This is a genomic window from Sphingobium sp. TA15 (genome assembly GCF_037101235.1).
Taxonomy (GTDB): domain Bacteria; phylum Pseudomonadota; class Alphaproteobacteria; order Sphingomonadales; family Sphingomonadaceae; genus Sphingobium; species Sphingobium indicum.
In genome coordinates, this window is sequence record NZ_AP025356.1 from 177,954 (window position 1) to 190,259 (window position 12,306).

10 protein-coding genes are annotated in these 12,306 nt (G+C 67.4%); 4 read left to right on the top strand and 6 right to left on the bottom strand.

Annotation, left to right across the window (positions count from 1 at the left end; genetic code table 11):
• Nucleotides 1-29: 29 nt before the first annotated feature.
• The 5 genes from Sj15T_RS18110 to Sj15T_RS18130 form a co-directional block, all read right to left on the bottom strand.
• On the bottom strand, nucleotides 30-1,436 hold the full coding sequence (locus tag Sj15T_RS18110; protein ID WP_041386895.1) for a TolC family protein: 1,407 nt from the start codon (nucleotides 1,434-1,436) through the stop codon (nucleotides 30-32).
• A gap of 11 nt (nucleotides 1,437-1,447) precedes the next feature.
• The gene (locus Sj15T_RS18115) at nucleotides 1,448-4,633 is read right to left on the bottom strand and encodes a multidrug efflux RND transporter permease subunit (protein ID WP_013053739.1); all 3,186 of its coding nucleotides are present in this window, start codon (nucleotides 4,631-4,633) and stop codon (nucleotides 1,448-1,450) included.
• 153 nt (nucleotides 4,634-4,786) lie between these two features.
• Nucleotides 4,787-6,037 carry an efflux RND transporter periplasmic adaptor subunit gene (locus Sj15T_RS18120; RefSeq protein ID WP_013053740.1) on the bottom strand — a complete coding sequence of 417 codons (1,251 nt, stop codon included), beginning with the start codon at nucleotides 6,035-6,037 and terminating at the stop codon, nucleotides 4,787-4,789.
• A gap of 3 nt (nucleotides 6,038-6,040) precedes the next feature.
• Complete coding sequence (locus Sj15T_RS18125; protein WP_013053741.1) at nucleotides 6,041-6,424, bottom strand: hypothetical protein; 384 nt, start codon at nucleotides 6,422-6,424, stop codon at nucleotides 6,041-6,043.
• 345 nt (nucleotides 6,425-6,769) lie between these two features.
• Nucleotides 6,770-7,378 carry a TetR/AcrR family transcriptional regulator gene (locus Sj15T_RS18130; protein ID WP_013053742.1) on the bottom strand — a complete coding sequence of 203 codons (609 nt, stop codon included), beginning with the start codon at nucleotides 7,376-7,378 and terminating at the stop codon, nucleotides 6,770-6,772.
• A gap of 96 nt (nucleotides 7,379-7,474) precedes the next feature.
• Here Sj15T_RS18130 and Sj15T_RS18135 point away from each other — a divergent pair, with 96 nt between their 5' ends.
• Nucleotides 7,475-8,362 carry a LysR family transcriptional regulator gene (locus Sj15T_RS18135; protein ID WP_013053743.1) on the top strand — a complete coding sequence of 296 codons (888 nt, stop codon included), beginning with the start codon at nucleotides 7,475-7,477 and terminating at the stop codon, nucleotides 8,360-8,362.
• Between the two features lie 153 nt (nucleotides 8,363-8,515).
• Here the strand turns inward: Sj15T_RS18135 and Sj15T_RS18140 are convergent, their stop codons facing one another.
• On the bottom strand, nucleotides 8,516-8,959 hold the full coding sequence (locus tag Sj15T_RS18140) for a MarR family transcriptional regulator (protein ID WP_013053744.1): 444 nt from the start codon (nucleotides 8,957-8,959) through the stop codon (nucleotides 8,516-8,518).
• Between the two features lie 110 nt (nucleotides 8,960-9,069).
• On the opposite strand from Sj15T_RS18140, the gene hmgA reads away from it, so the two are divergent.
• From hmgA to maiA, 3 genes are read left to right on the top strand one after another with little or no spacing between them, the layout of a single operon-like run.
• Entirely contained in the window at nucleotides 9,070-10,359 is a 1,290-nt protein-coding gene (hmgA, locus tag Sj15T_RS18145) for a homogentisate 1,2-dioxygenase (RefSeq protein ID WP_013053745.1), read from the top strand.
• Nucleotides 10,356-11,657, top strand: a complete 1,302-nt coding sequence (fahA, locus tag Sj15T_RS18150) for a fumarylacetoacetase (protein ID WP_013053746.1) — start codon at nucleotides 10,356-10,358, stop codon at nucleotides 11,655-11,657. The genes hmgA and fahA overlap by 4 nt, the downstream gene beginning before the upstream one ends.
• Nucleotides 11,654-12,295, top strand: coding sequence for a maleylacetoacetate isomerase (maiA, locus tag Sj15T_RS18155; RefSeq protein ID WP_041386896.1), 642 nt, complete (start codon nucleotides 11,654-11,656; stop codon nucleotides 12,293-12,295). The genes fahA and maiA overlap by 4 nt, the downstream gene beginning before the upstream one ends.
• Nucleotides 12,296-12,306 lie beyond the last annotated feature (11 nt).

Consider the following 12,306-nt stretch of genomic DNA (forward strand, 5'->3'; position numbering starts at 1 on the left):
TGCCCCGCCCCTCATGCCGGACGGGGGCTTCAGCCCGTCGTCCACCCCCCGCCCAGCGCCCTGAACAGGTCGACCTGCGCGAAGGCCACCGCCCGGTTCGCCGTCGCCAGGTCGCTCTCCGCCGCCGCCAGCGTCCGCTGCGCGTCCAGCACGGTCAGGAAATCGATCTGCCCCTCCCGCTGCCGGGCCAGGCTGATGCGCGCCGCCCGGTCCGCCGCTTCCCGCGCCGCCTTCAGCGTGTCGCGCCGCTCCAGCGCATGGGCATAGACGGACAGCGCCGTCTCCGTCTCCTCCAGCGCCCGCAGCACCGTCCCGTCGAAGCTGGCGAGCGACCCGTCCGCATCCGCCCGCGCCGCCGCGATCCGCGCCCGATTGGCCTCCTGATTGGGAAAGGCCCAGTTGATCAGCGGCCCCAGCAGCCAACGGAACGGCCCGCCGCCGAAGATGTCGCCGCCGCCGATCGCCGTCGTGCCGATGGAACCTCCAAGGGTGATGCGCGGATAAAGGTCCGCCGTCGCCACGCCGATCCGCGCCGTGTCGGCCGCCAGCCGCTGCTCGGCGGCGCGCACGTCCGGACGCCGGGCCAGCAGTGCCCGCCCGTCCCCGACGGGAATGGGCTGGCTGAGGCCGGGCGTCACCGTCCGCTCCCGGACTGTGCCCGGCAAATCCCGCGGCGTCCGCCCGGTCAGCGTCGCCAGCCGGAACAGCGCCCCGTCCCGATCCGCCACCAGGCTGGGGATGACCGCCGCCTGGCTGTCGCGCAGCGCCGTCACCCGGATCACGTCCAGCCGGTCGGACCGGCCGACCTCAAACCGGGCGTTGGTGATGCGGATGCTGTTGTCGAGCAGCGCCACCGTCTGCCGCGCCACCGCGAGGCGTTCGGCCGAACTGGTGGCGTCGACATAGGCGCGCACCGTGTCTGCGACCACCGCCACGCGCACCGCGTCGGCATCGGCCGATGCGGCGTTGACGTCGCCCTTCGCCGCCTCGATGCTGCGCTTCACGCGCCCGAACAGGTCGACCTCATAGGCGACGTTCAACCCCGCATCGATGGTCCAGTTCTCCCTGTCGGCGCCCGGCAAGCTCTGCGCGGCCGATGCCCGGCCATAGCTGGGCGAACCGCTCAAGGTCGTTTGCGGCAGCCTGTCGGAACGGGCGCCGCGCAACTGGGCGCGGGCCTTTTCCAGCCGGGCGACCGCCACGCGGATGTCGGTATTCGCCTTCAGCGCGTCCTGCACCAGCCCGTCCAGCACCGGATCGCTGTAGAGCCGCCACCAATGGTCGTCGGCCTGCGCGACGCTGACCGCCGGACTGGCCGCGCCGATAAAGGCCCCTGCGGCAGCGGTCGGGGTAGCCGGAGCCTTATAGTCCGGCCCTGCGGCGCAAGCGGTCAGGGCCGATGCGCCGAGCAATAGGGGAAGCAATGTCTTGATCATCATGCCGTTCCTTATTCGGCGGGTTGCAGCGCGGCGGGCGCCTGACCCTTGCCCTTGCGGGAAAAGCGGTCGCCCAATGCGCGGCACACGACATAGAAAGTGGGGGTGAAAAGCAGGCCGAAGGCGGTCACGCCGGTCATCCCGAAGAAGACGGCCGTGCCCAAAGCCTGCCGCAGTTCCGCGCCAGCCCCGCTCGCGATCACCAGCGGCACCGCGCCCAGGATGAAGGCGAAGCTGGTCATCAGGATCGGCCGCAGCCGGGTCTGCGCCGCCTGCACGGCGGCCTCCACCGGCGACAGCCCCTGTTCCTCCTCCGCCTGCTTGGCGAATTCGACCACCAGGATCGCATTCTTCGCCGCCAGCGCGATCAGCACGACCAGCCCGATCTGCGTCAGGATATTATTGTCCATGCCCCGCAAATTCACGCCCAGCATGGCCGCGAACAGGCACATCGGCACGATCAGGATGATCGACAGCGGCAGCGTCAGGCTTTCATATTGCGCCGCCAGCACCAGGAAGACGAAGAACACCGCCATGGCGAAGACGATGCCCGCCGTGTTCCCCGCGATCACCTGCTGATAGGCGACGCCCGTCCACTCCCGGCCATAACCGTCGGGAAGCGTGGAATCGGCCAGCTTCTCCATCGTCGTCAGCGACTGGCCCGAACTGTATCCGGGGGCCGTATCGCCGTCGATCTCCACCGCCGGCAACAGGTTGTAGCGCACCACGCGATAGGGGCCGGTCTTGTCCTTGAAGGTCGAGACGGAACCGATGGGCACCATCTGGCCGCTGTTCGACCGGGTCTTGAGGTTGGCGATGTCCGCCACCGTGCCGCGATGGTCGGCATCGGCCTGCGCGGTGACGCGATAGGTGCGGCCCAGCAGGTTGAAGTCGTTGACGAAGGCGGAGCCCAGATAGACCTGCATCGCTTCGAACACGCGCTCCGGCGGAACGCCCAGCAGGTCGGCCTTGCGCCGGTCCACATCGGCATAGACGCGGGGCGTGCCGACATCGAACAGGGTGTAGACCATGTTGAGTCCGGGCGTCTGGTTCGCCTTGGCGATGAAGTCCTGGGCAACCCTGTTCAGCTCGGCATAGCCATGATCCTCGCGGTCCTGCACCATCAGGCGGTATCCGCCCGCCGAACCGATGCCCTGGATCAGCGGCGGCGGCACGATCAGGATGCGGGCCTTGTCATAACCGGCGACGGCCTGGTTCGCCTGCTCCATGATCCCGGCATAGGTGACGCCTTCTTGCCGACGCTCGGCGAAGGTCTTGAACGGGAAGTAGATGGCGGCGCTGTTGGGCGCCTGCGTCTGGGAAGGGCCATGGAAGCCGGCGAACATCACCGCGCCGCGCAGGCCCTTGATGGGCAGGATCTTCGCCGCGACCTCCCGCGTCACCTTGTCGGTGCGCTCCAGCGACGCGCCGGAGGGGAGTTGCACCACGGCCAGGAAATAGCCCTGGTCCTGCGCGGGGATGAAGCCGCCGGGCGTCACCCAGAACAGGGCGATGGTGGCGGCGATCAGCCCCGAATAGGTCAGCAGCATCTTCTTCGGCCGGGCCACCAGGAAGCGGGTGAGGCGGGCATAGCCTGCGCTCAGACGGTCGAAGCCGCGATTGAAGCGGTCGGCCGCCTGCGCCGCGATCCGGCGCCAGCGAGGCGCGTTGCGGAGGGCATGCCCGTCATGCCTGGACTTCAGCAGCAGGGCCGCCGCCGCCGGAGACAAGGTCAGCGACAGGATCAGCGAAATGATCGTCGCGGTGGAGATGGTGACGGCGAACTGCTGGTAGAAGGCGCCCGAAATGCCGGTGATGAACAAAGTCGGCACGAACACCGCGCACAGCACCAGGACGATGGCGACCAGCGCGGTCGACACTTCGTCCATGGACGTGCGGGCGGCCTCCAGCGGCGTCATGCCATGCTCGATATTGCGCTCGACATTTTCGACCACGACGATGGCGTCGTCGACGACGATGCCGATGGCCAGCACCAGCCCGAACAGCGACAGGTTGTTCAGCGAATAGCCCAGCCCGGCCAGGATCGCCGCCGTGCCGATCAGCGACACCGGGATGGCGATGATCGGGATGACCGCCGCGCGCCAGTTCTGGAGGAAGACCAGGATGACGATGACGACCAGGATCACCGCTTCGAACAGCGTCTGGTAGACGGCGTCGATGGACTGGCTGATGAATTCGGTCGGGTTGTAGATGACGCTATATTCCAGCCCCTTGGGGAAGCGCCTGGAAAGCTGCTCCATCTCCGCCTTCACCTTCTCCGCCGCGTCCAGCGCGTTGGATCCGGGGCGCTGCATCGTCGCGATGACGACGGTCGGCTTGTTCGACAGATAGGTGTTGATGCCGTAATCCTGCGCGCCCAGCTCGACGCGGGCGACGTCGCCCACCCGGACCTGACGGCCGTCCGCATCGGTGCGGACGACGATGTCGGCGAACTGCTGCGGTTCGGTCAGGCGGCCCTGCATCTCGACGCCTAGCTGGAAGGCTTCGCCGCGATCGTAGGGGGGCTGGCCGATGGAACCGGCGGACACCTGCACATTCTGGGCGCGCAGGGCCTGCACGATCTCGCCCGCCGTCAGGTCCAGCGCGGCGGCGCGGTCGGGGTCGATCCAGATGCGCATCGCATAGTCGCGCGATCCGAACAACTGCACGTCGCCCACGCCGTCCAGCCGCGCCAGCCGGTCGCGGACCTGCGTCAGCGCATAGTTGGAGATATAGTTGCGGTCGAACGTGCCGTCGGGCGACTGGAGGTTGACGACCATCAGGAATTCCGGGGTCGTCTTGCGCGTGACGACGCCCAGCCGCTGCACCTCCTCCGGCAGGCGCGGGACGGCCACGGCCACGCGGTTCTGCACCAGCACCTGCGCCGCGTCCAGGTCGGTCCCGACCTTGAAGGTGACGGTGATCGTCACCTTGCCGTCGCCGGTCGACTGGCTGCTCTGGTAGAGCATGTTGTCGACGCCGTTGATCTCCTGCTCGATGGGCGCGGCGACGGTCGACGCGACGGTCTCCGCCGAAGCGCCGGGATATTGGGCGGAAACCGTGACCGTGGGCGGCACGATGTCGGGATATTGCGAAACAGGCAGGCCGACAAAGGCCAGCGCGCCGACCACGGTGATGATCACCGCGATCACGGCGGCGAAGATCGGCCGGTCGATGAAGAAACGGGAAAGGCGCATCGGACGAATTCCTCGATGGCGTGAAAAGGGGTTCGCGATCCGGGGAAACGGACCGGCTATATCATTCCGTGCTCCTGCGAAGGCAGGAGCCCAGATCAAACGGTAGAACCAGGCTCCTGCCTTCGCAGGAGCGCGCCGTCCTATGGGCTTTGGTCAGCGCGCAAAGGTAGCCTGAGCCGCCGCCGGAACAGCCGCACCCACCGCCGCAACCGGCGCCGGAGCCGCCTTGACCGCCACCGCCCGCGTCGCGACCTTCGCCCCAGGCATGGCCGCCTGGATGTTCGAAACGATCACCCGATCCCCAGGCGCCAGCCCGGCGCGAATGATGCGCAGCCCGTCCACCACCGGCCCCAGTTCCACCGGCTTCGCCACGACGCTGTCATCCTGGGCCACCACCAGCACGGTCTTGCGCGCCTGGTCGGACTGGATCGCCTCGTCCGGCACCAGCAGGGCATTGACCTTGCCCCCATTGGCCAGCCGCATGTTGCCGAACAGCCCCGGCGTCAGGAACATGTCCGGATTGTCGAACACGGCGCGCACCCGGATCGTCCCCGAACGCGGGTCCAGCCCGTTGTCGGTGAAGTCCAGCCGCCCCTTGTGCCGGTAATCCGCCTCATCCTGCAACCGGACCTCGACCGTCCCGCCGGCGCCCCTGTCGCGCTGCGACTTCAGGTACAGCGCCTCGGAAGCGTCGAAGTTGAAGTAGATGGGATCGATCTTGTTGACCGTGGTCAGCAACGTCGCCCCGGCGCCCTCACCGGCCGAGACGAGATTGCCGATATCGACCCGCCGGTCCGAAACCCGCCCCGAAATCGGCGCGCGCACCTGCGTGAACTCCACCTCCAGCGCCCGCTGCCGCTCCCGCGCCTGCGCGCCCGCCAGCGCGGCCTGAGCCGCCTGCAACCGCGACCGCAGCGAATCCACCTCGCTCGCCGAAACCGCCTCGTCCCCGGTCAGCCGCTGCACGCGGCCATAATCATTCTGCGCCAGCAGCAGCGCGCTCCGCGCACTTGCCGTACTGGCCCGCGCCTCGGCCAGAGCCGCCAGGAAGGGCCGCTGGTCGATGGTGAACAGCAATTGCCCCGCCTTCACATAGTCGCCGTCCCGGAAATGGATCGCCGTCACCGACCCCGACACGCGGGGACGGATCTCCACCGTCTGGCTGGGCGCGAAGCGGCCGACATAATCGTCCCACTGCGTCACCGCCCGGCTCAGCGGAGCGGCGATGCCCACGGTCACCAGCGGCGTGGCCGCCGCCTGCGCCTCCGGCCTGTCGACGATCTTCCACCCCACGCCGCCCAGGATGACCAGGGCCATCGCGGCCAGCGAAACATGGCGCTTGCGCCAGCGGGAGAGGGGAGTCGCCGACCGGGTGTCGACGTCGATGGGTGCATGCATGTTCATGATTTATCTGCTCCGGGAAGCGCGAAAGCGCCGTTGCGCGCTGATGCTGGCCAGCAGCGTTTCAAGCTGGCCCTCGTTGAAACCGGCCTTCAAAAAGGCCTTGAGATAGGACGGACGCACCGCATAGCCGCGATGCCAGGCGTCGACCGCCAGCCGCCGCAGGCTCTCCAGCCGCATATTGGCGAGGCGCGGATTGGCCCGCTGCCCGAAGATCCAGCCCTTCACCCGGTCCCACAGATCGGGCGCGCGCAGCGAATCCAGCCCGTCCCGCCGCGCAAGCTGGATGATCTGCCATTCGACCGGCGCGAAACCGGGGTTCGCCGCCGCCTTCTTGACGCCAATAGTCCCGCCATCGTCGGCCAGCGCGGCAAGTTGCAGAAATGCCATGACTATTCCCCTGTGAATGACGCAAAACCGGGGGGATCGGGCCGATGCAGGATCGTCCGCTGCGAGCCTTCCCGGCCGAACGTGAAAAAAAATCTCCCCGCCACGCGACCGGCGGCCGCGCATCAGGCGTGCTATGTTTGTCTGGTCACGGCCCCCTGTTGGGCTGGCCGCTCAAGCCGTCAGCGACGACAGGTTTCGATAAATATCCGCATTTCACGACCCCTTTTGATCGCAGGTCCATTCAATACTGAACAGTATATAATGAACGACGGCAGCGGGGTCAACGATCTTTTTATACCGGTCGGTAATTTTTTGGTATTTAATCCGGAAAGCCCCGGATTCCCGTCACTTGCCTGGCCACACAGCCAGCGTCGTGTCCACCAGTTGCTCCAGCAGTTCGCGGGACATGCCCGCGCCCGCATGCACCGCCATGCCCTGCATCACCGTCGTCAGATAGGTGGCCAGCGCCTGCGGCTCGATCGTATCGGGAAAGTCGCCCTCGTCCCGCGCCCGCTCCAGCCGGGCCAGCAGCGCCGCGTCCGAAGAGGTGCGGCGGGCCATCACATCTTCGCGGATCGAGTCCGCCTGGATGGTGCACCCCACCGTGCTGATGACGCCCAGGCAGCCATGGGGATCGGTGGTCCCGGTCTGGATCGCCAGCGACCCGCGCAGCAGCCGTTCGGCCACGCCCTTCGCCGTCGGCGCCTCCAGCGCGGATTTCATGTAGCACAGCTTGTCCCGCTCATAGAGATCCAGCGCCTTGCGGAACAAGGATTCCTTGTTGCCGAAACAGGCATAGAGGCTGGGCTTGGTGATGCCCATCGCCTCGGTCAGTTCCGCCATGGACGCGCCTTCATAGCCGCGCCGCCAGAACACGTTCAGCGCGGCGCCGAGCGCTTCTTCCGGATCGAACTCGCGCGGGCGGCCCCGCGCTGCCTGAGTCTGTGTTTCCATACCGGGCGGTATATAGTAGGCCTTGCGCCCATCGTCCAGACCCGGCTTACATGTCGCGACACTTTACCCTATCAACCGGGAAAATAGGCAAGGCGCATGCAGACCCGGCTACTCCAATATTTCCTGGCGCTGGAGAGGGAGGGGCATTTCGCCCGCGCCGCGACGGCCTGCAACGTGTCGCAACCCACGCTGTCGGCGGGCATCTCCGCGCTGGAGGCGCAGCTTGGCAAGCGCCTGATCCTGCGCAACCGCCGCTATGCCGGACTGACGGAGGAGGGGAGGGCGATCCTGCCCTGGGCGCAGCAACTGGTCGCGGCGGCCGACAATCTGATGCAGGCGGCGGCGGTCGCCAAGGGACCGTTGCAGGGCGAATTGCGGCTGGGCGCGATCCCGGCGGCGATGCCCGCGGTCGGCCCGCTGGTGGAGGCGCTGCTGGAACGGCACCCCGGCCTCAACATCTCCGTCCGGGCGCTGACCTCCCGCCAGATCGAGCGGGAACTGACCGCGTTCGAACTGGACGCGGGCCTCACCTATCTGGATTTCGAGCCGCCCTCCCACATGCTCGCCGCGCCGCTCTACGTCGAACGCTACATGCTGGCGGCGGCGAAGGGCGTGCTGGACGAAGGCCGGACGCCAAGCTGGGAGGATGTCGCCGCCCTGCCGCTCTGCCTGCTGCACCAGGGGATGCAGAACCGCCGCATATTGGACGCCCGCCTGGGCGAACGCGGCCTGGCGCTGCGCCCGGTGGTGACGGCGGACAGCTATGTCGCCCTGTTCGCGCTGGTGCGGCAGGGCCGCCTCTGCTCCATCGTGCCGGACAGCCACGCCATGCTGCTGGACGGCCTGGACTGGGTCCGCACCTTCGCCCTCCCCGAAGCGGACGAAGGCAGCCGCATCGGCGTCATAGTCTCCGACCGCGCCCCCCTAGGCCCCCTAGCCCAAGCCGTCCTGAACATCGCCCGCGAAATCCCAAACATAACCTAAGCCACCATCAATTCCTCCCCATCAAAGATGGGGAGGGGGACCGCCGCCGAAGGCGGTGGTGGAGGGGAAATACGCAGGTCGCGCCCCATTCCCCTCCACCATGCTTCGCATGGTCCCCCTCCCCACGCTACGCGCAGGGAGGAAAAGGACAGATCACCCCCCCAAAACCACCGCATCGATCCGCCGCAACATCCCCACAAAGGCCTCCACCTCCTCCGCGCTGAAATGCGAAAACACCCCGCTCTCCATTTCCAGAGCCTTGGGCGCGATGGCCGCATGCAGCCGCTCCCCTTCCTCCGTCAGCGCCAGCAGATGCGACCGCCTGTCCTCCGCATTGGGCAAGCGCCGCAGCACTCCCCGCCCGGTCAGGGCAATCGCCGCCCGGCTCACCGTCACCTTGTCCATGCGGCTCATCGCGCAAATCTGCTGCTGGGTGATGCTCCCCCGTTCCGCCACCCAGGCAATCACCCGCCACTCCGCGATGCCGATGCCGAACAAATCCTCATAACTTTGCGCAATGGCGTCGCTCAGCAACGCCGCCGTGAAGGACAGGCGATAGGGAATGAACGCATCCAGGCGCAGCATCTTGTCGGTCATCCCCAACTGGTAACATTTGATACTTTATCCGCAAAGCGCTATGATGGTTGCAATTGATGCCATCGGGAGTCGCCGAAATGGGAGAGAGCAGGCCACCCCAGGCCCCCATGATGACAGGCTTCGGCAATCATTTCGCGACGGAGGCCGTGCCCGGCGCGCTGCCCGTTGGCCGCAACTCCCCCCAGCACGCCCCCTATGGCCTCTATGCCGAACAATTGTCCGGCACCGCCTTCACCGCGCCACGGGCGGAAAACCGGCGAAGCTGGCTCTACCGCCTGCGCCCGGCGGCCAATCATCCGCCCTACCGCCCCTATGAAGCCGATACGCTCCTGTGCAGCGGCCCGTTCGATGAAGTCCCGCCCACCCCCAACCGCCTGCGCTGGGATCCCCTGCCGATCCCCGAACGGCCGGTGGACTTCATCGACGGTCTGGTCAGCTATTGCGGCGCGGGCGACCCGGCGGCGGGGGAGGGGCTGGCCGTCCACCTCTATGCCGCTAACCGCCCGATGGAACAGCGCGCCTTCGCCAATGCCGACGGCGAAATGCTGATCGTGCCGCAACAGGGCAGGCTGCGCCTCACCACCGAAATGGGCGTGATGGACATCGCCCCGCACCAGATCGCGCTCATCCCCCGCGGCGTCCGGTTTAAGGTCGACCTGCCCGACGGAACAGCGCGCGGCTATGTCTGCGAAAATTACGGAGCCTCGTTCCGCCTGCCCGACCTTGGCCCTATAGGCTCCAACGGCCTCGCCAACCCCCGCGACTTCGAAACCCCCGCCGCACGATATGAAGATGACGACACGCCCCATGAAATCGTCCAGAAATATGGCGGTCAACTATGGGCGACGACGCAGGACCATTCCCCCTTCGACGTAGCCGCCTGGCACGGCAATCTCGCGCCCTGCTGCTATGATCTGCGCCGCTTCAACACGATGAACACGGTCAGCTACGACCATCCCGACCCGTCGATCTTCACCGTGCTGACCGCCCCCAGCGACCGGCCGGGCACCGCCAATTGCGACTTCGTGATCTTCCCGCCGCGCTGGATGGTGGCGGAGGATACATTCCGCCCGCCATGGTTTCACCGCAATGTGATGAGCGAATTCATGGGCCTGATCCACGGCAGTTATGACGCGAAGGCGGGCGGCTTCGCCCCCGGCGGCGCGTCGCTGCACAATTGCATGGCGGGCCACGGCCCGGACAGGGCGAGCTACGAAGGCGCGCTGGCCGCCGAACTGAAGCCGCACCGGATCGCCGACAGCATGGCCTTCATGTTCGAAAGCCGCTACCCTTTCCGCCCGACCCGCTTCGCAATGGAAACGCCGCTTGGCCAGTTGGATTATGACGATTGCTGGTCCGGCTTCGCCAAGGCGCGACTGCCGCGAGAGGAACGGGCATGAGCTTCCCCCGGATCGACGAAACCCACGATCCCGCCCGGTCGAGCTGGGTGGAGGGAGCCGACGGCCATCCCGCCTTCCCGATCCAGAACCTGCCCTACGGCATTTTCTCGCCCCCCGGCGGCGCGGCGCGGGCAGGGGTGGCGATAGGGGAGCGGATATTCGACCTGCGCGCCGCCGCGCAGACGGGCCTGCTCCCCGCCGCAGCATCCGCCGTCTTCGGCGAACCGACCCTCAACGCCCTGATGGCGCTCCCGGCGGCGGACCGTCTGGCGCTGCGCCGCTGGCTGAGCGCCCTTTTCAGCGACGAAGCCCAACGCCCCGCCACCGAACCCCTGCTGCACCGGGCGGCGGACTGCGCGCTGCACCTGCCCGCGACCATCGGCGACTATAGCGACTTCTATGTCGGCATTCACCACGCCACCAACATCGGCAGGCTGTTCCGCCCCGACAATCCACTGCTGCCCAATTATAAATATGTCCCCATCGGCTATCATGGCCGGGCCTCCTCCATCCGCCCGTCCGGCGTCCCGGTCGTCCGTCCCAGGGGCCAGCGAAAACCCCCCGAAGCCGACGCGCCGGTGGTCGGGCCAAGCCAGCGGCTGGACTATGAACTGGAACTCGGCATCTGGATCGGCGCGGGCAATGCGCTGGGCGAAACCGTGCCGATTGCCGATGCGGCGGACCATATAGCGGGCTTCTGCCTGCTCAACGACTGGTCGGCGCGGGACTTCCAGGCCTGGGAATATGTCCCCCTTGGCCCCTTTCTCGCCAAGAATTTCCAGTCCACCATCTCCCCCTGGGTCGTGACGGCGGAGGCGATGGCCCCCTTCCGCATCGCCCAGCCTCCGCGGCCGCAGGGCGACCCGCAACCCTTGCCCTATTTATGGGATGAAGCGGATCAGGCCCAGGGCGCGCTGGCTATCGACCTGGAGGTCCATCTGTCGAGCGCGAAAATGCGGGCCGAAGCCATGCCGCCGATGCGCCTCTCTCGTGGCCCGGCCTTCTCCATGTACTGGACCGCGCAGCAGATCGTCGCCCATCACGCCTCCAACGGCTGCAACCTCAATCCCGGCGACCTGCTCGGCACGGGCACCCTCTCCGGCCCGACGCCGGACAGTTTCGGCAGCCTCATGGAACTGACCGGGGGCGGCCAGGCGAAGATCGTCCTGCCCACCGGCGAGGAGCGCGCTTTCCTGGAGGATGGCGACGAACTGGCGCTGAGCGCGGTGGCGCGGGCGGACGGCTATGTGTCCATCGGCTTCGGCGAATGCCGCGCCATGATCGCCCCGGCCCGATGAGCGCGCTCACGCTCCACGGCTATTGGCGCTCGACCAGCGCCTATCGCGTGCGGATCGCGCTGAACCTGAAGGGCGTCGCCTATGATCAGGTCACGCACGACCTGCGCACCGGCGCGCAGCGGGAGCCGGACTATCGCGCCATCGCGCCGCAGGGACTCGTCCCGGCGGTGGAGGCGGACGATTTCACCCTCACGCAAAGCCCGGCCATCATGGAATGGATAGAGGAACGCTGGCCCCAGCCGCCCTTGCTGCCCCCGGATGCGGAGGGCAGGGCGCTGGTCCGCTCCATGGCGGCGCTGATCGGCTGCGACATCCACCCGCTCAACAATCTGCGCGTGTTGCAGGCGCTGAAGGCCGATTTCGGCGCGGACCAGCCCGCGCTCGACCGCTGGATCGCCCGCTGGATCACGGACGGCTTCGCCGCGCTGGAGACATTGGTGGCGCGCCATGGCCGGGGCTTCGCCTTTGGCGAACGGCCGGGGCTGGCGGACTGCTATCTGGTGCCGCAGCTTTATTCGGCGGAGCGTTTCCATGTCGACCTCTCGCCCTTTCCCGCCCTCGTCGCGGCGGGGGAAAGGGCGCGGGCGCTCGACGCCTTCGCCGCGGCCCATCCCTCCGCCCAGCCCGACGCCGATTGATAGGGAATTTC